Annotated in this window: 20 protein-coding genes; 7 read left to right on the top strand and 13 right to left on the bottom strand. The window is 72.7% G+C overall.

Translation table 11 applies throughout. The annotated features are described in order from the left end of the window. Nucleotides 1-19: 19 nt before the first annotated feature. The 5 genes from AC07DA_RS05085 to AC07DA_RS05065 all read left to right on the top strand — a co-directional run bounded on the left by AC07DA_RS05085 (nt 20) and on the right by AC07DA_RS05065 (nt 5,226). Nucleotides 20-931: a hypothetical protein gene (locus AC07DA_RS05085; RefSeq protein WP_479124677.1), complete on the top strand. Its 912-nt coding sequence runs from the start codon at nt 20-22 to the stop codon at nt 929-931. A gap of 253 nt (nt 932-1,184) precedes the next feature. Then, entirely contained in the window at nt 1,185-1,550 is a 366-nt protein-coding gene (locus tag AC07DA_RS05080; protein WP_479124675.1) for a hypothetical protein, read from the top strand. A gap of 136 nt (nt 1,551-1,686) precedes the next feature. Then, complete coding sequence (locus AC07DA_RS05075; RefSeq protein ID WP_479124674.1) at nt 1,687-2,073, top strand: hypothetical protein; 387 nt, start codon at nt 1,687-1,689, stop codon at nt 2,071-2,073. 226 nt (nt 2,074-2,299) lie between these two features. Further along, nucleotides 2,300-4,504, top strand: coding sequence for a glycoside hydrolase domain-containing protein (locus AC07DA_RS05070; protein ID WP_479124672.1), 2,205 nt, complete (start codon nt 2,300-2,302; stop codon nt 4,502-4,504). Nucleotides 4,505-4,560: 56 nt separating this feature from the next. Beyond that, a complete protein-coding gene (locus AC07DA_RS05065) occupies nt 4,561-5,226 on the top strand; it encodes a M15 family metallopeptidase domain-containing protein (protein WP_479124670.1) in 666 nt (221 codons plus the stop codon). 83 nt (nt 5,227-5,309) lie between these two features. Here AC07DA_RS05065 and AC07DA_RS05060 read toward each other — a convergent pair whose 3' ends face one another. From AC07DA_RS05060 to AC07DA_RS05020, 9 genes are all read right to left on the bottom strand, one after another. Then, nucleotides 5,310-5,876, bottom strand: a complete 567-nt coding sequence (locus AC07DA_RS05060) for a GNAT family N-acetyltransferase (protein ID WP_479124668.1) — start codon at nt 5,874-5,876, stop codon at nt 5,310-5,312. A 59-nt stretch (nt 5,877-5,935) separates the two neighbouring features. Next, nucleotides 5,936-6,814 carry an SCO6745 family protein gene (locus AC07DA_RS05055; RefSeq protein ID WP_479124666.1) on the bottom strand — a complete coding sequence of 293 codons (879 nt, stop codon included), beginning with the start codon at nt 6,812-6,814 and terminating at the stop codon, nt 5,936-5,938. A 208-nt stretch (nt 6,815-7,022) separates the two neighbouring features. Continuing rightward, a complete protein-coding gene (locus AC07DA_RS05050; protein ID WP_479124665.1) occupies nt 7,023-7,796 on the bottom strand; it encodes a phosphodiesterase in 774 nt (257 codons plus the stop codon). A gap of 157 nt (nt 7,797-7,953) precedes the next feature. Further along, nucleotides 7,954-8,358, bottom strand: a complete 405-nt coding sequence (locus AC07DA_RS05045) for a hypothetical protein (protein ID WP_479124663.1) — start codon at nt 8,356-8,358, stop codon at nt 7,954-7,956. Nucleotides 8,359-8,520: 162 nt separating this feature from the next. Further along, on the bottom strand, nt 8,521-9,894 hold the full coding sequence (locus AC07DA_RS05040; protein WP_479124662.1) for an APC family permease: 1,374 nt from the start codon (nt 9,892-9,894) through the stop codon (nt 8,521-8,523). Between the two features lie 266 nt (nt 9,895-10,160). After that, the gene (locus tag AC07DA_RS05035) at nt 10,161-10,556 is read right to left on the bottom strand and encodes a hypothetical protein (protein ID WP_479124661.1); all 396 of its coding nucleotides are present in this window, start codon (nt 10,554-10,556) and stop codon (nt 10,161-10,163) included. Nucleotides 10,557-11,377: 821 nt separating this feature from the next. After that, the gene (locus AC07DA_RS05030) at nt 11,378-11,605 is read right to left on the bottom strand and encodes a hypothetical protein (protein ID WP_479124660.1); all 228 of its coding nucleotides are present in this window, start codon (nt 11,603-11,605) and stop codon (nt 11,378-11,380) included. A gap of 46 nt (nt 11,606-11,651) precedes the next feature. Continuing rightward, nucleotides 11,652-11,855, bottom strand: a complete 204-nt coding sequence (locus tag AC07DA_RS05025; RefSeq protein WP_479124658.1) for a hypothetical protein — start codon at nt 11,853-11,855, stop codon at nt 11,652-11,654. A 181-nt stretch (nt 11,856-12,036) separates the two neighbouring features. Next, nucleotides 12,037-12,567: an AAA family ATPase gene (locus tag AC07DA_RS05020; RefSeq protein ID WP_479124728.1), complete on the bottom strand. Its 531-nt coding sequence runs from the start codon at nt 12,565-12,567 to the stop codon at nt 12,037-12,039. Nucleotides 12,568-12,936: 369 nt separating this feature from the next. Here AC07DA_RS05020 and AC07DA_RS05015 point away from each other — a divergent pair, with 369 nt between their 5' ends. Next, nucleotides 12,937-14,097, top strand: coding sequence for a S1 family peptidase (locus AC07DA_RS05015; protein WP_479124656.1), 1,161 nt, complete (start codon nt 12,937-12,939; stop codon nt 14,095-14,097). Nucleotides 14,098-14,357: 260 nt separating this feature from the next. Further along, nucleotides 14,358-14,780: a DUF350 domain-containing protein gene (locus AC07DA_RS05010; RefSeq protein WP_479124655.1), complete on the top strand. Its 423-nt coding sequence runs from the start codon at nt 14,358-14,360 to the stop codon at nt 14,778-14,780. Nucleotides 14,781-14,896: 116 nt separating this feature from the next. On the opposite strand, the gene AC07DA_RS05005 is transcribed toward AC07DA_RS05010, so the two are convergent. The 4 genes from AC07DA_RS05005 to AC07DA_RS04990 all read right to left on the bottom strand — a co-directional run bounded on the left by AC07DA_RS05005 (nt 14,897) and on the right by AC07DA_RS04990 (nt 21,597). Continuing rightward, entirely contained in the window at nt 14,897-15,727 is an 831-nt protein-coding gene (locus AC07DA_RS05005; protein ID WP_479124653.1) for a helix-turn-helix domain-containing protein, read from the bottom strand. Between the two features lie 139 nt (nt 15,728-15,866). Further along, a complete protein-coding gene (locus AC07DA_RS05000; protein WP_479124652.1) occupies nt 15,867-16,862 on the bottom strand; it encodes an alpha/beta hydrolase in 996 nt (331 codons plus the stop codon). Nucleotides 16,863-16,973: 111 nt separating this feature from the next. Then, nucleotides 16,974-19,775 carry an ATP-binding protein gene (locus AC07DA_RS04995; RefSeq protein ID WP_479124650.1) on the bottom strand — a complete coding sequence of 934 codons (2,802 nt, stop codon included), beginning with the start codon at nt 19,773-19,775 and terminating at the stop codon, nt 16,974-16,976. A 376-nt stretch (nt 19,776-20,151) separates the two neighbouring features. Continuing rightward, entirely contained in the window at nt 20,152-21,597 is a 1,446-nt protein-coding gene (locus tag AC07DA_RS04990; protein ID WP_479124726.1) for a serine/threonine-protein kinase, read from the bottom strand. Nucleotides 21,598-21,851 lie beyond the last annotated feature (254 nt).

Raw genomic sequence — 21,851 nt, 5'->3', positions numbered from 1 at the left:
CTCAGCAGGGGGGATATCCATGAACATCAGCCTGCCCAGACGCATCCTGGCCCGTGCCACCACCACCCTCGCCCTGGCGCTGGCCCTGGCCACCGGCGCCACCGGCCTGCTCCCCGGCACGGAAGCGCACGCCTTGCCGGTCGCCGAAGGCTCCCTCAGCTTCAGCGGCGACGCGGACGACTACATCAGCGGCGGCCAGTCCTACGCCTACGCCACCGGCGACCAGGACCGCCTGAACGTCTCCGGCAACACCGGCAACGGAGTGGTCACCGTCTCCGTCGACGGAGCCAACGGCGACTGGTGGACCCTCAACCTCGCGGCACCGTCCGGCAAGGCCCTGGCACCCGGCACCTACACGGGAGCCACCCGCTACCCGTTCAACGAAGGGACCGAGCCCGGGCTGTCCCTCAGCGGCAACGGGCGCGGCTGCAACCGGCTCACCGGTACCTTCACCATCTCGGCGGTGGAGTTCGGCCCCCAGGGCTACGTGCAGAAGCTCGACGCCAGCTTCGTGCAGCACTGCGAGGGAGGCACCGCCGCGGCGCGCGGCGAGGTGCACATCACCAACCCCGCCCCGCCGACCGAACTCGGCCTGGGCCTCGGCATCGCGCTGGACGGCACCGCGAGCTCCCTCAACGGCAAGGCCACCGTCCACGGCACGGTGAGCTGCAACAAGCCGGTGCAGGTGACCGTGGCGGGTAACGTCACCCAGGTCAAGAAGCGGGACCTCATCCGCGGGACCTTCTCCACGTCGGTGGACTGCACGCCGGGCGCCCCGGTCTCCTGGACCGGTACGGCCGTACCCACCGGCTCGGTCCCCTTCCAGAGGGGGACCGTGGAGGTCGAAGGCCGTGCGACGGCGACAGACCCCGACTACGACCAGCCGGTCATGGCCAGCGAGACGGAGGCGGTCCGGCTCACCCGGGTCTGATCCGGAGACCCTGACGCACGGCAGCCCCTGCCCGGGGTCTGGTCCTCCCGGGGACGAGACCCCGGGCAGGGGCACGTCACGCGGCACTTGGACGACGAGGCTTCAGGATTGTCCCGGGCACTGCCTGCGGTTCCTGACATCTGTCAGGACCGCTCCTGACCGCGCTCTCCTAGCGTTCCCTCCACACGAACGGACCGGTCCCGCGGGACGGACACTCCACCAGGGACGACAGCAGCAAGAAGAGGGGGACTTCATGCGACTTCACCTGCGCCTGCGCACCGTCGCACTGACCATCGCAGCCGCGCTGGGGACGTTGGGGCTGACCACGCCCACGGCCTCCGCGACCGCCCAGCACCAGTGCACGCTCGAGACGAACGCCTACTACTGCTACAACGTCTACGCCGCGAAGGTCTACGACAAGTTCGACGGCACCGGCAAGGTCGTCGGATACATGTACACCACCTACAGCTGGTTCAGCTGCCGGCTCGACAACGGCGGCTACGTGGGCGGCCCCCACCCGAACCGCTGGCTGTTGACGAAGGCCGACAACGGGGTCTGGGGATGGATGAAGGACACGTCCGTCAGCTCTGAGACCGACCCCCTGATCCGCTGCAACTGACACCGGACCGGCGCTCGGACGACCCCGGTCGTCGGAGTCAGCGCGCGCCGCGCACACGCCACCTCCCGGAAACCGCCGCCCGGTTCCGCGGCCGGGCCCGCTCCGACCATTCGGCCATCCCAAGGGGGAAACAGTCATGATCACGTCCGTGAAGGCCGCCACGGCGGCCGTGGCATCCACGGTCGTCGCCGCCGCCGGTCTCGTCTTCGGTACGGCGGGCTCCGCCCACGCGACCGGACACGGCGAGGGCTACTACGGTGTCTGGGCCTCGGGCGTCAACGTCCGCGCCGGTGGCGGGGAGCAGTGCTACCTCTACCCGTCGGTCGCCAACTGCCCGTCCGTGCAGACGACGGTGAGCAACCCGGCCCAGGTGTGGGTGTACTGCCAGGAGGAGGGCGCACAGACCGTGGGCGGCAACCCGTACTGGGTCTGGGTGCGCACCGCGAGCGGCCACCGCGGCTACATGGCCAGCTACTACATCGACAACGCCACCAACTGGATCGACGGCGTCGGGGACTGCTGACGCGGCGTCGTACGGGACGGCCCGCGCTCGCCGTCCCGTACCGCTTCAGGGCTGACGTGGACAGCAGCCCCTCCCGGGCCGGTGCGCGCACCGGCCCGGGCCGACGTCTGCCCTGCCACGGGGCCCGCGACCGGGCCATCACCCGTCCCGCCGTCTGCACCGCCGTCCGGCGGCCAACGTCCGCGCCGGCGGAGCATCCGCCCCGGCGTGTGTGAAAGGACCGAGCATGGCCAATCAAATGGTCATCGAGGCACAGAAGTTCATCAACTCCTACAACGTCGCCGGGATCCCGAAGGTCGAGGAGAACGGCCGCACCGGTTGGCCCGTCATGTTCGCGCTGACCCGGGCACTCCAGCACGAGCTGGGCATCACCGCGCTCTCCGACAACTTCGGGCCGACGACGCTCTCCACTCTCCAGTCCCGCCACCCTGTCGTCGACGCGGGCACCCGGCACGAGAAGATCCTCAAGATCGTGCAGTCGGCGCTGTACTGCAAGGGCTACGACGGCGGCGGCATCGACGGCACCTACAACTCCTCCGTCGCCGCGTCGGTGCGCGAGCTGACGCAGAACATGGGCGTCGACGGCGCCCTCGCCGACGGTGTGACGCCGAAGGTGTTCAAGGCGTTGCTGACCATGGACGCCTATGTCGTCATCGAGGGCGGCAGCGCGCTCACCCGGGCGGTACAGCAGTGGATGAACGGCCGCTACGTCGGCCGTCGGAACTTCTTCGTCGTGCCGTGCGACGGTCACTTCTCACGGGACGTGCAGAAGGCACTGATGTTCGCGATCCAGTACGAGATCGGCATGAGCGACGATGTCGCGAACGGCGTCTTCGGCCCCGGAACCCAGCAGGGCATCAGGAACAACGTCCTGTCGGAGGGCTCGTCGGGGACGTGGGTGAGTCTGTTCACCGCCGCGATGATCTTCAACAAGCGCGGCGGGGTGTTCTTCTCCAGCCAGTTCGACGCCGACCTGGCGACGCGCGTACGCAGCTTCCAGAACTTCGCGAAGCTCCCGGTGACCGGCCGCGGCGACTTCCAGACCTGGGCCTCGCTACTGGTGTCCACCGGCGACGCCACCCGCAAGGGCACCGCGGCCGACTGCGTCACCGAGGTCACCTACGAGCGAGCGGTCTCGCTCAGGGACGCGGGATACCGCATCGTGGGCCGCTACCTCTCGAACGTCCCCAACACCTCGCTCGACAAGAAGATCAAGTCCGGCGAGCTGGGGCGGATGGCCGCGCACGGTCTGAGCTGTTTCCCGATCTACCAGACGTGGGGCGGGGAGGCGGCCTACTTCCGCCGCGAGCAGGGGATCGCCGACGCCTTCGCCGCCATCGAGCGGGCCAAGCACTACGGTTTCAAGCCGGGCACCCGCATCTACTTCGCCGTCGACTTCGACGCGCTCGACCACGAGGTCACCGACAACATCCTGCCGCACTTCCGTGCGATCCGGGACGTCATGAACGAGCACGGCCAGGGGTACCTGACGGGCATCTACGGACCGCGGAACGTGTGCAGCCGCGTCGCCGCCGCGGGATACACCTCGGCCAGCTTCGTCTGCGACATGTCGACGGGATTCTCCGGGAACCTCGGCTATCCGCTGCCCAACGACTGGGCCTTCGACCAGATCTCCACGATCTCGGTGGGCTCGGGCAGCGGCCTGATCGAGATCGACAACAACATCGTGTCCGGCCGCGACCTCGGCCAGAACACCTACAACCCCGAGCAGATCACCGCGGACCTGGACGTCAGTATGGACATGTCCAGACGGAACGCCCTGCTCGCGGACGTCCAGTCGTATCTCCTCAACCACATGGGCGTGCCGGAGGAGGGCGGGAACCAGGGCGCCCAGGCCCTCACCTACCGGTCGACCACGAAGTCGTTCGACATCCTGATGAGCTTCGACGGGCTGGTCACCCGGCTCGCCCGCACCTTCCGGATGCGCAAGGCCATCATCCAGAGCCCGCTGCTGTGGGAGATACGGATGTACAACTCCCTGGACGTCGTGGGCGACGAGGCGGTCATCGACCACTACGACGGAACGGGACTGAGCACCAAGAACGACGCCAGCACCGGCCTCGGACAGATCTTCGCCGCCACCGCCATCCGCGGCCGCAACCACTGCATCCGGGCCGGCCTGATCGGCGGCACCATCATGGACCCCGCCAACGAGAACGACCTGTGGAACGTCTGGCAGCGACTGCACAACGACCACGACTACAACATCAGCACGTTGCCCACGGTCCTGATCGAGGGGGCCGCCGACGTCGGTGTTCCCCAGCCGTCCATGTCGACCGGCGAGGAGCACACCCGCCTCACACTGGCCCGCTACAACGGCACCGACGAGCGGGCCCAGAACTACGGTCACGCGATGCTCGGCCTGCATCGGGTGTTCGAGAAGTACAACGCGCCCCTGCGCGGCCTGTGACGCACCGATCGACACCCACTCACGGCAGCACACTCCCAGACAGGACGGCCTTGACCATGTCTTCTGCCCACCCACCGCGCCGCCGCGTACTGCGCACCGGCCTCGGACTGACCGCGACGGCCGGCCTGGCCGCGCTCGCGGTCCCCTCCCCCGCGTCCGCGTCCCCGTCCGGCGCCGCCTCCACGCCGGCGGCCGCCGGCGGTGCGTCCGCGCGACCCACCAGCGCCAACGGCTGGCCGCTGGAAGCGAAGGCCGACGCCCCGGGAGTCATCTGGACCCGTCAGGTGCCGGGGAGTCCGGTCTCCGTGGCCCTGCGCATCGGCGAGGTGACCAGCGTGCTCGTCCACGTCATCCGCCGCTACCACTACGAGGTCGACACGCTCGCCGACGGTGAGGTGGTCGGCTTCCGGCCGGCCGGGGGCACGCTGAAGGGGCACGCGACCAACCACGCCTCGGGGACCGCGGTCGCGATCCGCCCGGGCTGGTACCCGGACGGGGTCAAGGGCAACCTCTTCCCCCACCAGTTGGCGACGGTCCGCGACATCCTCGAGGAGTGCGAGGGCGTGGTGGCCTGGGGCGGTGACTTCCGCCGCCCGAACGAATCCCACTTCCAGATCGACGTACCCCCCTCGGACGCGCGCCTGAAGCGGCTCGCGGCCAGGATCCGCGGCTGGGAGGACGTACCCGGCCGGGGGGCGGGGACCCTCGCCCTGGGAGCCTGACGTCGGCACGGCGGGCCCCTCGCGGCCGCGTCGATGGCGTGAGGTGGTCAGCTGCGGTGCGTGCCCGGACGGCCGACTCGGTGTCAGGTGTCCCTGTGCCGTACGTGCAGATGGCCCTCGCGGGGGAAGGCGGGCGGCGCCGCGGGCAGGACTGTGCCGAGGCCGTACCGGCTCTTGTGCGCCACGCGGCACGAGGCCGGGTTGTCCACCTGGTGCAGGAGTTCCAGACGCTCCAGCGCGTCGGCCCCCGCAGCGCCGAACGCCCAGGCGGTGAGCGCCTCCAACGCGCGCGGCGCGACACCCCGCCCGCGGGCCTTTGCCGCGGTCCAGTAACCCACCTGGGCCGACGGCTTCCCGGGTGCCACGTCCTTGAGGACCGCATGACCCACCAACTGCCCACGGGCGCGGTCGGGCCGCGCCTCGAGAACCGCGAACCCGAACCGGACCCCCGCCGCCCAGCCCCGCTCCTGGTCCCTCACCCACCGCACCGCGTCGCCTTCGGTGCCGACGGCCGAACTGGTCCAGCGGCGCAGGGCGGAATCGCGGAAGACATCGACGAGGGCAGCAGCGTCCTCCACGCACCAGGGGCGGAGAACGAGGGCGGGAGCGGAGGGTGTCGCGCCCGCGCGCAGGACGTGGGTGTCGTTCACCTGCCGATCCTATGCCGCGAGGTCTCGCGCCCTCCCCGGCGGTCGGGGTTCGCCGGAGATCAACCCGTGGAGCCCCACGTTCTCTTCGTGAGTCCTACCGGGTTGCCGGTCGGTACGATTCCGGAGTCCATGACGCGCCGTGCGAGCGGTTCGAGCAGGTGGGCGAGGCGGGTGGTGGCGTCGGTGCCCAGGGCCTGCCACGGCGCGGCCGCCGCGGCGTCCGTGTCCGCCTCGACCAGGTCGTGAGCGGCGGCCCCTGCCTCGGTGAGGTGGCTCTCCTCGTCGATCCACCCGCGCCGGCGCAACTCCGTCTTCGCCGCACCCCATTCCTCGACGTCCCACTGACGGATGCGCCGCTGCAACGCGGCGTCCGTTTCCCCCGTCGCGCTCTTGAGCACCAGTGCCTCGACCGGGCCCAGACGACGGCCCACCAGCACCGCGACATGGCCGTCGCCGCGGTGCTCTCGCAACGTGGTCGCGGCCTGCCAGAGCCTGACGTGGGGTTCGGCCGGGCGGGGCAGGGCCTGGTTGGCCGCGCCCAGCACCCGTCCCGCCGTGTCAGCGGCGCAAGCTGCTTCCCAGGCGAGGTCGGCGGCCTCGGCCAGTTCGGCTGAGGCGATGGCGTCCGTTCCGTAGAGGCTGGTCATCGCGGCGTCCACGGCTCGCTCGCGCGCCTCGATCACCTGTCGCGGAGAGGCCAGAGCCCAGGCCTCCGGCAGCGCTCTCGCCGCCCGGTCGGGGTGGAAGACGTAGAAGCAGCCGGTGGCGACCGCAGCGGGAACCGGGCCGAGGGGGGCAGCGCGCAGGGCGAAATAGCCCGTCCAGTAGCCGCGCAAGCCGAGATCCTCCAAACCCTTGCGCACCTCGGGGGCGAAGTAGACCAGTTGGTGGACCGGTTCGAACCTCTCCCACATCGCCCGCGCGACACTGTCACTCATCCTCGGACCCTCCCGGCTCCTGCTGCTCGGCTGCGGCGAACCCAAGGAGGCAGCATCCATCATGACAACTGTCATAACAACCCTCCTGGTTCGTCCCCGCGGCGAGGGCAGCACGGTCGGTGGGGCGGCAAGGCGGAGCCGGGCCGCTGCCAGACCGCCGACCTGAAGGCCGGCTTCGCCAGGGGGCGAGGTGAGAAGCGGCGGGCGGCTACGGCACCTCGCGGCGGGCGCCCCGGCCCGACCGGGAACCGCGGTACGCGGCGCGGCGGGTGGCGGCCAGGGCGCCGCCCGGGGCGAAGGCGCGCACACTGTGCCGGTAGATGTCGAAGTCGAGGGTGTCCTCCTGCCCAACCGGCAGCACGGCCCGCACCGTGAGCACCGCGAACCGCCGCCAGGCCCGGGGGGACCGCTTGTCGGACTCGGCGCACAGGTCGTAGACGAGCGGACCCGCGGCCAGCGCGGCGGCCATGCTCTCCGGGTCGCCCGGCACCGGCGCCTGCCGGGTCCGGCGGGGGAAGGCAGCCAGGAGACGGGAGCGGCCGGCCACCCGGTACGGCAGGAGGCTGGAGTACGGGCCGCGCAGGGCGTCGGCGCGGGGTAGCGGCAGGTGCCGTCCGGCCCGGCCGCGGCCGCTGCTGGTCATGAGCAGGTCGAGCGTGCGGTCCGGGCCGTCGGCGTCCGTCACCCGTACCGCGAGTCCGAGGCCGTCGGGCAGCCTCCGGGGCAGACCGGCCGCGCGCGAGAGGCGAACGGTGGCGGTCAGCCGCCGCGGCTCGTCCAGCCACGGCACGTCCCACGGCCCGGCCCCGTCGTCCACGACCTCCAGCTCGCCGGTGCAGGTCAGTCCCTGGGGATGCAGGGCCGGGGCGCGGCGCAGCCGGGCCAGTGCGCGGAAACCGGTCTCGACCAGCGCGACCGGCCGGGACCGGGGCACCGGCTGTCCCGTAGTCGCCACGTCACCGGACACGTCAGGCGTGCTCACGATTCCGGCCACCCGTTCCCGTGCGCCTCAGCCCCGTGCGCCTCGACTCCGTGCGCCTCGACTCCGTGCGTCTCGGCCCCGGGGTCCGAAGGGGTGCTGGGGGTGCCTTGACGATCCTCGGGGGAAAGGTGCTCCTGCGTGCGTTCATCGACTGCGTTCATCGACCGCGCCTCCCTGTCCACCGGCTGCCGCCGGCGGGAGCACGGCGCAGCCAGGCCGCGATCCACCCCGCTTCCATCGCGGCGTCCAGGAGGTAGGTCGGACGCAGGCGCCCCTTGGGGACGTAGACCAGGTCGACGGCCAGCAGTGTGGCGGCGGTGACCAGGCCGATGCGTCGGGCGTGCTTCGGGCCCTCGGGTTCCGCGGCGGCGGCCAGCTGCATGAGGCCGGCACCCGCCAGCAGACCGCCGGTCGTCATCTGCAGCCAGTCGTCGGTCTTGGGTCCGAAGACCCACTCGAAGCTGCGCAGGTGCACCAGTGGCCACAGCCCGCCCACGACGTTGAAGGCACCGTGCGCGGCGGCGACGGTCGCCTCCGGCACGGGAAGAGAGCTCTTGCCCACGAGCGCCTCCCTCCATCGAGGCAGCCCGGGTACCCCCGAGGGGCGGTCCTACCCGGACTCGGAGTTCTGGAGCGGCACTCCTGCCGCCGGGACGCCGACCCGGGTACGGTGCGCCAGCGGCTCTCCGGGTGCTCCCCTGCGGCATCCGCGGGTGCCGCTCCTTCAGCCGGAAGCCCCCGTGTCCCGGTCCGCCCGCCTGGTCCGCCGCACGGCGGCCAGAGCGCCCAGCACCATGCCGACGGCCACGATCACCAGGCCGCGCAGCCACACCTGCGCCTCGATCTGCGTGGCGAGCGCGACGCAGGACGCGATGCCCAGCACCGGCAGCACGGTGGGGCTCCGGAAGTGGTCGGTCTCGCCCGGGTCCCGGCGCAGCACCAGCACCGCGGTGTTGACCATGAGGAAGACGACGAGCAGCAGGAGAACCAGGGTGGACGCCAGGGTGGCGACGCTGCCGGTCAGCGCGAGGAGCATGGCCAGCAGCGTGGTGACGGCGATGGCCGCCCACGGCGTGCGCCGCCCCGGCAGCACCTTGGTCAGCGGGGCGGGCAGCAGCCCGTCCCTCGCCATGCCGTAGGCCAGGCGGGAGGACATGATGCCGGTGAGCAGCGCGCCGTTGGCCACGGCGACGAGCGCGATGGCGCTGAACAGCCTCGTCGGCACGCCGCCCGCCTCCTCCACGACCTCCAGCAGGGGCCCGCTCGACCCGGCCAGCCGGGCGGTCGGGACGGCGGCGGAGGCGGCCAGGCCCACCAGGACGTACACGGCCCCGGCGGTGGCGAGGGCGCCGAACAGGGCGCGCGGGTAGGAGCGCCGCGGGTCGCGGGTCTCCTCGGCGACGTTCACCGAGGTCTCGAACCCGACGAAGGAGTAGTACGCCAGCACCGAGCCGCTCAGCACGGCCGCCGCAGCCCCCTTCTCCGGCGTGCCGAGCTGGGTCAGGCGCCCGGCATCGCCGTCACCGCGCAGCAGCAGCCACGCGCCGAGGACCACGATGACGGCCAGTCCGCCCACCTCGACGACGGTGGCGACGACATTGGCCCGGGTCGACTCCTTGATGCCTCGGGCGTTGACCAGGGCGAGCAGAGCCAGGAACAGCACGGCCACGAGCCCCACGGGCAGGGTCACGAAGGCGGACAGGTAGTCGCCGCCGAAGCCGCGGGCGAGCGCGGCCACGGAGACGACGCCGGCGGCCAGCATGCAGAAGCCGGCGACGAAGCCGGCGAACGGCCCGAAAGCGCGCGTCGCGTAGTGGGAGGCCCCGCCCGCGCGGGGGTACTTCGTCGCCAGTTCCGCGTAGGAGGCTGCGGTCAGCAGCGCCAGGAGCAGCGCGACCACCAGCGGCACCCACACCGCTCCCCCGGCGTCGGCCGCGATCTGCCCCACCAGCACGTACACGCCGGCGCCGAGCACGTCACCCAGGATGAAGAAGTACAGCAGCGGGGTCGTCAGCGCACGCTTGAGCGCCGTCCCCTCCTGTGCCCCTCTGTCACCCTTCGTGTCGGTCAACGCTCTGTTCTCGGTTCTTCTCGCCATACCGCGTCGTGTCCCCCGTACCGCGGGATGCACGCTCGGCCAACGGTGGCGGCGCGGATGTGTCACGTGGTGTGCGCCCCACGTCACGGACGGGCTTCGCCGTGGAGCGTCCCGTCGTGGTGGAGCGTCTTGTCGTGGGGAAGCGTCCCTCATGGTGGAGCGTCCGGGCCCGGCTCCGCCGCGCAGACCGGGACCTGCCGTGAGATACGGCCCGGGGCGGCGCCCAGTCCACTGCGCCGCCCCGGCCCGTCCGCGGATCGCGGACTCTACGGACAGCTGGACGCGGTCTGGATCATGATGCCGGTCACCGTGTAGTTCGAGTTGAAGATCGCGGTCGTGTTCGGGTTCACGCACAAGGACCCGGTCTGGCCCGTCGGGTTGTAGGTGTAGCGGAGATAGACCCGGTCGTCGTTGCGCGTGTTGTGGACGTAGTCGGCTCCCCGGCTGTTGGAGCCGAGGTTCTGGTAGCTGCTGGTGACGTCCTGGTAGGCGGCCGTGGGCGCGCCGTTGTTCCACTGGGTGACGGTCGGATAGAAGCACACGCGGGGATACGCGCACCCGTTGTAGCTGTCCGCGGCGGCGCTGGGCGCCGTGGCGACGGCGGCGGCGACCATGGCGGCCGAGGCCATGCCGAGGGCGGCGACTCTTCGAGGTGTATGCATGGCGGCGATACTTCCGGTGGGAGCACCGGTGCCCACAGTGCAGTTCCGGGCAGACCGCGGCGGCCCTCGGCGGCGGGGTCCGGTGTGGCCGGTTTCCCGGCCGTCCACGCATGTCCCGGCTGTCCCTACCGCACCGTTCCCACCCCTCACACGTCCACCGGGCCCCCTGCCCCACCGCTCCCCGAATGGCGGGAACCCCGGCACCCGTGCGGTACGTGAGGAAGCGCTGTACGCCGTAGGGGCAGGAGCGACGCGGTGGTCCGGCCGGTTCGCAGCGCCGCGTCCCGAAGCGCGCCCCCGTCGCGTCGCAGGACGGCGCCCGACGCGGGCACCGGGAGAAGCCGGTGTGGCTGGTGACCGGCTGCTCGACCGGTTTCGGCCGCAACATCGCCGCCCACCTCCTGGACGAAGGATTCCTTCGTCACCGGGGTCGCCCTCCCCGTGAACGGCGGGCAGACCTGCGCCGACGGCGGACCCGAGTGGGGCAAGTAGGCCGGGACGGCGGATTCCGTCCCCGGGCGGCGGACGACCGGCCCCGTCATGCGACGGCGACCGGCCGGCCGCCACCACCGCCGTGTGCGGCTCGGCATGCCGCGTCCGGCGCAGCGTCCCGAGGTTTCGACAACCCGTGAGGAGGGGTGCCATGAACGGCTCCAGCATCGTCCTGACCGGCGCCGCCAGTGGCATCGGTGAGGCGGCGGCCCGTCTCTCCGCCGCCACCGCCGCCCGACCGCGTCCGCCATCCGCGGAGCACGCCTCGCCGCCACTCCTGTGGCCGGGTGGGCCGGTGGGCCGGTGGGCGGGCCGCACCGCGAAACCGATCAGGTGAGCGGGGCGGCGTCGGGCAGAGCGGCCAGGACGGAGGGGTAAGTCGTGCGGACTGCCGCCGTGTTGAAGCCGAACCTGTCGAGAGCGGCGGGAGTGATCTCACGCTTGGAGCCGTTGGAGACCAGGTAGACGGTGGTGTCGTCGGTGCTGCGGGCGAGGTGGGCGTAGGCGGTGAGCGGCCCGCCGTCGGTGATGTTCGCGGCGGTGAGGACGAGACGCACCTCGTCGGTGGTGCGAAGAGGGCGTTGTGGGTGACGGAGCTGGGGATCAGGTGCCGCTTGCCGCCTTGATCCTCAGGCCGTTGAGTTCGGGGAAGAGTTCGGCCTGGGCCCCGGGAGCCGTCGAGCCGACCGGAGCGAGGGCCGCAGTTTGCGGAGCGGCGGCCCGGGCGGGGAAAGAGGTGCCGACGGCGGCGACACCGGGGGCGGTGAGGACGACGGCGACACGCGGCATGAGGGGCTGCTTGTTCATGACGAATCTCCAGTCAACGTCCGTTGGGGTGCGGGAGCTTCGGGTGGGTCCCGATCCCCCCTGCACTAGTTGAACGCCAACCGACTGATATTGGCGCGTCAACAAACTGCAACGCAGTGCTTGGCAAGGGCCAACTTCCTGGAATGCCTTCCGAGCGACGTACTCCGCGGGGCGGGACGGCTCAGCGGTCGATCGCGGGCAAGTGGACCAGACCCGTCTCCAGCATGATGCGCTCCACGCTCTCGCGCAGGGCGCTGTCGGCACCGATGACGGTCTCGACTCCGCCGGGCAGGAGATCGCGCACGCGGTACCAGTCGCGCAACTGCGCCTCCGTGACATCTGCGGCGATCGGCTTGGTGGCGTGCCGGGCGAGAGTCTCACCGAAGGGCACGTCCAGGTAGTAGCCGTGGGTCGGGCCCCGGTGGTCGGCGCGCAACGCCGCGAGCATGTCGCCGTAGCGGTCCGCGTGGAGGATGCCTTCGACCACGACGTGGAAACCGGCGTCGAGGGCGTAACGGGCAGTCAGGTCGATCAGGCCGATGTTCGCGGCGCCGGGCCGGTCCCGCTCGCGCAGCACGACGCGACGGAGGTTGTCCTGGCCGACGATGGCGAGCCCGCGGCCGAACCGCTCACGCAGACCGGCCGCGAGGGACGACTTCCCGGAGGCGCTGTTGCCACGCAGCACGATGAGTCTGGTCTCTTCGGTGCCCACCCTCACGCTGCCAGCCTATCGGGCGGGGCACCTGCCGTCGCAGGCCGCGACCGTCCGACGGGCCCTCCCCTGCCACAGGGCCCGACCAGCCAACCGATCAGCTCATCCCGCCTCCCGGCTGGTCGCGAGCCCGAGCTGCCACGGCGCCGCGGCCGGGAGTCGAAGGGGAAGTCTCCGATGACGAACCGTCATGGGCAAGCTATGACAGGCCGGTTCCAGGAGCGCTGAACCGAAACGACGGTATGCGGCCCGCGTTGGTGTAGACCCTTTCATGATCAGGGGCTAAGCTCTGGCGCACACATCAAGAGAGCGCTCTCAAGCACTGCTGTTCCTCCCCCACCCCGCTGGAACAACGGAAGGGTCATTCCCTTGAGACGCACCACACTTCTGCGCACCGGACTGTCCGCCGCCCTCCTGCTCGGCACCTGGGCGACCGCGAGCGCCCTGCCGGCCTCCGCCGCCGACGCCTCCACCCCCTCGGCCCCTACGGCCCAGGCACCGGCCTCCCCCGGACTCCTGACCGCGATGCAGCGCGACCTCGGGCTCACCCGGGACCAGGCGGAAACCCGCCTGGCCGCGGAGAAGAGCGCGACAGCCGTCGAGCCCAAGGCCCGCGGCGCCGCCGGCCCGGCCTACGCGGGCTCCTGGTTCGACGCCGACCGCGGCCGGCTCACCGTCGCCGTCACCACCGCCGCGCGGGCCGACGCCGTGCGCGCCACCGGCGCGGACGTGCGCCTGGTGCGCCACAGCGCGGCACACCTCGACGCGACGAAGAAGCGCCTCGACGCCCTGTCGGCACCCGACGGAGTCGGCAGCTGGCACGTGGACGCGAAAGCCAACACCGTCGTCGTGAACGTCGTCGCCGCTCATCGGGACGACAACGATGTCCGGGCCTTCCTCGCCCGAGCCCGCCAGGCCGGACCCGTCACGGTGCGGCACACCCCCGCCGCGCCCCGTACCTTCGCCGCCGGCACGGTCGGCGGCGACCCCTACTACACCGGCAACGTCCGCTGCTCCATAGGCTTCTCCGTGCACGGCGGCTTCGTCACCGCCGGCCACTGCGGCTCGCAGGGCGCGGCCGTCTACGGCTGGGACCGGTCCTACGTCGGCAACTTCCAGGGCTCGTCCTTCCCGGGCAACGACTACGCCTGGGTGAACGTCGGCAGCGGCTGGTGGACCGTACCGGTCGTACTCGGCTGGGGCACGGTCCCGGACCGGCTCGTGCGCGGTTCCGCCGAAGCACCCGTCGGGGCATCCGTCTGCCGCTCCGGTTCCACCACGCGCTGGCACTGCGGCACCGTGCTGGCGAAGAACGAGACGGTGAACTACAGCCAGGGCGCGGTCCACCAGATGACCAAGACGAGTGTCTGCGCCGAGCCCGGAGACTCCGGTGGCTCCTTCATCAGCGGTGACCAGGCGCAGGGCGTCACCTCCGGCGGCTGGGGCAACTGCGCCGGCGGTGGCCAGACGTGGCACCAGCCCATCAACGAGATCCTCAGCCGTTACGGGCTGACCCTGCACACCGCCTGACCGGCGCCACCACCACCGAGCGGGCCACGTCCGTGCCGACGGCGACGCCGACGGCCGGCCTGGCCCGCTCGGCTTGCGGCTGTTCGAGCCGTGGGGGTTCGAGGTTCTGTGAGCCGGTGTGGTCGTCGAGTTGCCCCACGACACGGGCGGCGGCGGCCGCCGGCCCGGGTGCCGGTCAGCCGGCCGAACAGGTGCGCTACCTTTGCCTCTCCTTGACCGCGATCACTCACGATCACTGACACCACGGAGTCGGCACCCCCATGAGCGACATCGTCAACGGACTCGGACGGGCCACGGCGTACGGCGGCCTGGGTCTGGTCCTGCTCGTCCTCGGCATCGTCCTGGTCGACGTGCTGACGCCCGGAAAGCTCGGCCGGCAGATCTGGGAGCAGCGCAACCGCAACGCCGCCGTCGTCGTCAGCTCCGCCCTGCTCGGCATCGGTGGCATCGTGTTCACGTCCATCTGGACGACCTACGAGGACTTCGGCAAGGGACTGGTCTCCACCGCGGCCTTCGGGCTGCTCGGGCTGGTGATGATGGCCGTGGCGTTCCTGGTGGTGGATCTGATCACGCCGGGCCGTCTGGGCGCGACGCTGGTCGAGACGGAGCCCCACCCCGCGGTATGGGTCACCGCCTCCTGCAACCTCGCCGTCTCCGCCGTCATCTCCGCATCCATCGCCTGACGGGTCCCGGCGGAGCTCCGACAGGTCACCGACCCCCCGACGCGGCCAAACCCCTGGCCGTTCACGCGTACCTGCCGCGGTGGGTCCGGCTCGGGGCCGCGCGGCTCGGGGGGTCTTCAGTGGGCGGCCGGTGAGGCCGCGCCCGTCGTCGCCCGGGCCTGCCACTGGCTGGGGGTCATGCCGTACGCCTCCCGGAAGGTGCGGCTGAAGTGGGCCGCGCTGCTGAAGCCCCAGCGGTTCGCGACGGCGGCCACGGTGACCCTGCGGCCGTGGGCACGGCTCAGTTCGCGCCGGCAGGAGTCGAGCCTCCGCCGCCGTACCCACTGGCCCACCGTGGTGCCGTCGTTGTGGAACAGCTGGTGCAGGTAGCGGACCGAGATGTGGTGGGCACGCGCGATGGACCCCGGTGACAGGTCCGGCTCCATCAGCCGCCGGTCGATGTAGGCGCGGATCCGGGACAGCATCTCGTTGCCCGCCCTCTCCGCGCGCGACGCCTGCCGCGCGGTTTCCGTCTCCGAAAGTTCCATGACGAGGACGGCGACGAGATCCAGGGCGCTGCGGGCGAGCCGGTCGCCGATCAGCGGCCTCGGGGAGCGTGCCTCGGTGGCGAGCGCTTGGAGGAAGTCGGACACCAGCCCGCCCGGGTACCCGCGGCCGGGCACGGTCGCCCCCACGACACGGTCCAGGTCCGGTGCGGACACCCCGAGGTAGCACCGGGCTATGCGGAAGACCGTCACGTCGCAGTCGTCGCCGAACTGCGGGGCGTCGCGCCGGGCCGGATCGCAGAAGACGAGGTCCCTCTGCTGCAGGACGGCCTTGTCCCCTTCCCGGGTGGTGGCCGCCGAGGTACGGACGATCATGGCCAGGTGCAGGAACCTCTCGTCGTCCTCCTCCGGCACGGCGGGGACGATCGTGATGCCCCCGGGCGGCGGGGTCGGGCTGGTCATATGGGCTACTCCACAGCGGCACGCGGGACAGCGGGACGCCTCCAGCCTGGCAAGCGCTTCCTTCCGGGGCATCAGTAAGTTGACGGTCCATTTCCGTGGGGCGAGTCGTCGCCGCCTCCGCCGTGCGCGCGGCCGGGCTTCAGGACCGGGCGGCCAGCGCGTCCGCGAGGAAGTGGCCGCCCTGCCGGATCGCGGCCCGGGTGGGCGGGCTGTCCCGCAGGGGGTCCAGGCAGACGAAGTCGTGCACAGTGCCCAGGTAGCGTACGGCGGTCACCGGCACGCCGGCCTCGCGCAGCAGGCGGGCGTAGTGCTCGCCCTCGTCCCGTACGACGTCCGCCTCCGCCGACACGACGAGGGCGGCAGGCAGCCCCGCGAGGTCCTCGGGGGTGGCTCGCAGCGGTGCGGCCGTGGGCTCGGCCAGCTCACGCTCGTCGGCGGTGTACTGCCGCCAGTACCACGCGACGGCGGCCCGCGTCAGGAGGTAGCCGACCTCGAACTGTTCCGCCGACACGGTGTCGCAGTCCGGATCGGTCAGCGGGTAGTAGAGCAACTGCGCGCGCAGGCGGGGGCCGCCGCGCTGCTTGGCCAGCAGGGTGAGGGCCGTGGCGACGGTCGCACCGGCGCAGTCGCCGGCCACCGCGAGCCTGCGGCCGTCCAGGCCCAGTTCGGCGGCCTGCCCGGTCAGCCAGGTCAGCAGCGCGTACGACTCCTCCAGGGCGACCGGGTAGCGCGCCTCCGGCGTGCGGGTGTACTCGGGCACCACGAACGCGGCGCCGCTCAGGGACACCAGCTCGCCGATCATCCGCGCGTGGGTCCGGGCGTCACCGAGCATCCACCGGCCGCCGTGCAGGTACATCACCACGGGCAGGGGCCCGGGCGTCCGCGCCGGGCGGAACAGCCAGAAGCCGACCAGCCCGCAGGGGCCGACGGGCGCCACGCTGAACTCGGCGTCCACGGCGAAGTCGTCGAGGGCCCGGCCCTGCATCTCCAGCAGCGCCTGACGCCCGTCGGCCGGACCCAGCTGGTGCAGGTACGGCGGCGCGGCGGAGGCGTCGACGAGCCGCTGGACGAGAGGGTCGAGGACGACGGCGCGAGCATCGCGTCCGCCGTCGTCCGTGGGGGGATCGGGGTTCACGCCACTCCCTGCACGGTCACGGGCGGTCGCACCATGACCTCACGCCGATGGCCACGGCGTACCAGGCCGCGCCGCGGAAGTGCCGCCACCCTACTGCTCCTCGTGCCGGGCTCATAGGTCCTCCAAGAGACCGCGCAGCTGGTTGCGGCTGCTGACGCCGAGCTTCGGGTACACGTGGTAGAGGTGGGAGCTGACCGTGCGGGGGGACAGCAGCAGCTGCTCGGCTATCTCGCGGTTGCGCAGCCCTCGCGCCGCCAGTCGTACGATCTCCTGTTGCTGGGCGGTGAGTTCGGCCAGTGGGTCGGTCTGGGCGGGGGTGGTGCCGGTGGTCACGCCGCTGGCCCGCAGCTCCACCCGCGCCTCGTCCGCGAGGACCACCGCGCCGAGCCGGGTGAACGACTCCAGTGCCGTGGCCAGGAGCGGACGGGCGTCCAGCGGGCGCCGCCGCCTGCGCAGCCACTGCGCGTAGTGCAGCCTGGCCTGTGCCCGCGCCAGGGGCCACTGGTCGCCCACCGGATTGACCGTGGCCAGCCGGAAATGGTGCTCGGCGTCCTTGAGCGCCCCGGTCAGCGCGGCGGCGTGGTGCAGCAGCAGCGTCATCCGCGTCGTCGGCCGCGGTCCCACCGCGGCGCGCACGGCCGCGACGACGGGCGCGGCCTCCCGCTCCCGGCCCGTCCGCTGGGCGGCGGCGGCGAGGTCCGCGACCGACCGGGGGGACAGGTAGTAGTGCAGCGGTGTGCCGTCCTCGGTGAAGAGCGAGCGGAAGTGCCGGAAGGCGCCGTCGAAGTCCCCGGCCGCCGCGGCGGCGGTGCCCGCGGCCCGCAGGAGGCGGGCGTGGGTCGCGCGGTTCTCCTCCAGGCCGACGGCCGTCCAGGCGGAGCCGGCCGGGCTGACGGCGCTCTCGCCGCGCAGGGCCCTCAGTGTCGCCCGCAGAGCTTCGACGTCGCTCTGCAGATGCGCCCACTTGTGCACGGCCGCCAACGCGGCGGACCTGTCGAGGTGCTCGTCGGCCTCCGCCCAGCGGCCGGTGTCGATGAGCGCAGCGCCCACCGCGGCGAGTGAGGGTGCCGCCGAGCCCATGGCGCCGAAGGCACTGAGCATGGCGTATCCCTGCCGGTGCGCCTCGATGCACAGGTCGGACTCGTCGGCGTACCAGGAGACCCCGCCCAGCCCCAGCAGCCGTGTCATCTCGGCGAGGTCGGCCGCCGGTTGCCGCACCGCCGGCTCGGGCCGGACGCGCCGCAGCAGTTCGGGTGCCCGGGTGGGGTCGGCCCCGGCCAGGGAGGCGGCCCGCACGGCGTCGGAGCTGTCGCGCGTCGCCAGTTCGGCGTAGGGCGTCTCGTGGTCGCCGGCCGTCGCGCCCGCCAGCACGGCCGTGACCGGGCGCCTGATCTCGGGCAGGCCCGACTGGTAGCCGATCGCCGCGAGGATGCTGGTCAGAGCGACCACGGTCATGGCGTTGGCGGGCGGATCCGGCTCCAGTGCCCTCATCACCACCCGGAACGCCTGCCGCTGGTGCCCGAACAGGGACAGGCCCATCCCGGCTCCGCAGGCCGCCATCCCGAGCAGGTCCCGGTCCTCGGTGAGCGAGGTGACGTGGTCGTACAGCTCCGACACCCACACGGGGTCGCCGATGTTCTGGGCGGCCCTCAGCGCCTTGGTGTACCGGCGCGCCCGGTCGGCCGTCGCCGGGCTGCACTCCGCGGCGCGTTGCAACGCCTGGCCCGCCGCGTAGAAGCCGCCGCGCCGCTCGGCGAGTTCGGCGGTGTCCTCCAGGGCCGCCGCCACGGACTCGTCCTGGCCGACGCACGCTGCCGCCAGGTGCCAGGCGCGGCGGGCCGGGTCGGCGGTGAGGGCGGCCGCCAGATCCCGGTGTGCCCGCTGCCGCACGTGGGCCGGCGCCGCGTGATAGGCCCCCGCGCGGACCAGCGGGTGCCGGAAGTGGACCTGCCCGTCCATGACGGCCACGAGGCCGATCTCCTCGGCGGGGGCCCACGCCGACAGGTCGGACCGGGCGCCCGCCGCGGTCATGACGGTGGCGAGGTCCTCGCCCTGCGAGGCCGCGGCGTACAGGATCAGCCGCTGGGCCGTCTCCGGCAGGGCGCGCAGCCGGGCGGCGTACAGCTCCTGGATGCGCTCGGTGCGCGGCAGTCCGCCACCGGGCAGGACGCCCGCGCCGCCCGTTCCGGCCGCGCGGCACAGTTCGATGATGGCCAGCGGGTTCCCGCCGGCCTGGCGCAGCAGTTCGATGCGGGTCCGGCCGGTGGGCGCGTGCGGCTGGGCGTCCAGGAGTTCGGCCGCGGCCTGTTCGGTCAGCGGACCCAGCAGAACGGCGGGCAGGTCGGACGGGAGCCCGGCGGGAGCGGTGTGCCCGCGTGCGGTCGTCAGCACCGTCACGTCCTGGGCCGTGAGGCGGCGCATCACGAAGCCGAGCACGTCGAGCGAGTCCCGGTCCATGTACTGGGCGTCGTCGAGGGCCAGCAGCACGCGCCGCCGGGCGGAGACGCCGCCCAGCAGCGTCAGGACCGCCGTCCGCAGCAGCATGGGGTCGGGCGGCCCCTCGTCCACGGCGATGCCGAACGCGGTCTCCAGGGCCGTGCGCAGGTGGCCGGGCAGCGCGGCGGCATCGGCGAGGACGGGGAGCAGCAACTGGTGCAGGGACGCGAAGGACTGGCGCGACTCGGCCTCGATGCCCTGGGACGCCAGGACCAGCATGCCGCTGCCCCGTGCGTGATCGGCGGCGGCCGCCAACAGTCTGGACTTGCCCGTGCCCGCGTCGCCGAGCAGGAGCAGCATCCGCTGTTCGGTACGTCCTTCCTCGACGAGGCCGAGGACCTGGGCGACCTCGGCCTGCCGGCCCAGGAGCGTGGTGCCGGTCACCGGCCGGTGCGCGGCGGCGCTCCCCCCGCCCACCCCGGTGGCCGGTCCTGCCGGTTGGGCCGCCGGCTCGTTCCCCGCCCCCGCCGCGGTGTCCGCCGCGGCCACCGTTCCGCGCGCCGCTGCACCCGGCGCCTCCCCCCGCCTGCCACTTCTCTCGACCACCTCCCCATCATCGTCACAAGCCGCCGTCCGCGCATCACACGGCTCTGCCGACGCGGGCGGGACCTCGTGTGGCAGGGAGCGGTCACTGTGCGCGGTGCGCTGTGACCGCCCCGACCGCAGCGGCGTGCCGGACTCCGCCCAGACTGCGGGATTCCGGGAGCGTTCCCCGGAGCCTGCGGACGCGCCGCGGGTCGCACTCGGTGGAACCGGTCAGGCCGTTGCGGGAGTCGGCGAGCGCGCCCCGTCCTTACCTGGCGTGCGCTGCCTTCTTGCCCGACTGGGCCTTCCGCGCCTCACCCGGCGGGTGGCTGCCGGTCTTCTTCCGGCCCTTGCCCGCCGCGTGGGCGTGGGCGTGGGCGTTGGCGTTGGCCGCGTTGTGCGTCGAGGGGTGGGACGTGGCGTCGGGACGGGTGGCGGGCTCCGTGCGCCGCGGGGCGGGTTCGCCGTCCCGCCGGGCGGGCACGGAGGGGCCGCGCGAGGGAGGGGCCGCCGATGCCGAGGGGGTGTCGTCGTTGCGCGCCGGAGTGTCCGACGGTGTGGCGGGGGCCGACGGATCAGGGGCGGTGGGGGCCGCTTCCGGGGCTGCTCCGTCCGCCGCGTCGTGACGTGACGAGCCGTCGGTCGCCAGGAGACCGGCGGCGGCGAACGCCGCCAGGGCGGCTGCCGCTCCCTGCACGCGGAGACGGCCTCGGAAGGAGGGGGAGCGAGGAGCCCGCCGGGGGACGGCTGCCGAGGCGTCCGTGGCCCAGGGCGCTTGCACGGCGGACGACGACCTCCGGTGCGTGGTGCCGACGTGGTCCGCGCCCGCGGGGGTGATGACGCCGAGCACGGGCCGGGCACCGGACGCGGCGGGGACTGCCGTGGTCGCGCCGGCGAGACGGGTCAGGGCCTGGGCGCAGTCGCACGCCGTGGGGCGCTCGTGTTCTTCCAGACTGGTCATGTCCCGCAGCAGGGTGGCGAAGCCGTCGGGCAGGACGTCAGGGAGGGCGGGGCTCCGGTGCAGGCGCGCGATGGCGGACTCCAGGGGGCCGCCGTCGTATTCGAGCCGGCCGGTGAGACTTTCGAGGAGGACCAGGCCCAGGGCGTAGATGTCCGCGGGCCGGCCGACCGGACGGCCCAGCACCTGCTCGGGCGAGAGATAGGCCGCCGTGCCGGTCAGGGTGCCGGTGGCGGTGCGGGTGGTCGCGTCCAGCAGCCGGGAGATGCCGAAGTCCGTCAGGTGGGGGCGGCCGGAGGAGTCGAGGATGATGTTGGACGGTTTGACGTCCCGGTGGACGATCCCCGCCTCGTGGGCGTGCGCCAGGGCATCGGCCAGCGCGGCGCCCAGCGCGGCCGTGGCTTCGCACGACAGGGGTGCCTCGGCGATGCGGGATTTCAGCGTGGGCCCGTCGATCAGCTGCATGACGAGGAAGGCGTCACCGTCGTGGTGCCCGGCGTCGTACGCGGTCACCAGTCCCGGGTGCTGCAGCCGCGCCAGGATCACGGTCTCGCTCCGGAAGGCGTCCTCCGTGTCGAAGCCGGTTCCGGCGCGGAAGAGCTTGACCGCGACCGGGCGCCGCAACCGCAGGTCGAGACCGCGGTACACATCGGCAGCGCCGCCCGAACCGATCAGGGCGTCCAGACGGTAACGGCCCGCCAGGATCCGGGCGCAGCCTCGAAGGACCCGGGCGTCCCCCACCTCGCGCAATCCCACCTCGTCGTCCCCATTCCGCACACTCGCACCGTTCAGGCACCCGCCGTCGACGGGCCGCCGGACGCAGGTACCCAGCCGGCCGCCGCTTGCACCCCCGGCGTCCCGGGCGGCACGGGCGGCACGGGCGGCACGGGCGGCACGGGGCCGCTCCGCGGCGACCCGCGGTAAGACACCGCACCGCACCGGGGCGCGCGGTACGTGCACATGACAGCGGCTCCCGCCTCTTGCCCGGCACGCTGAACCTGCGCTACTTC

The sequence above is a fragment of the Streptomyces sp. NPDC044921 genome (genome assembly GCF_056432865.1).
Note: the sequence above shows the minus strand (reverse complement) of the source record. Positions and strands in the feature narration are given on the sequence as shown.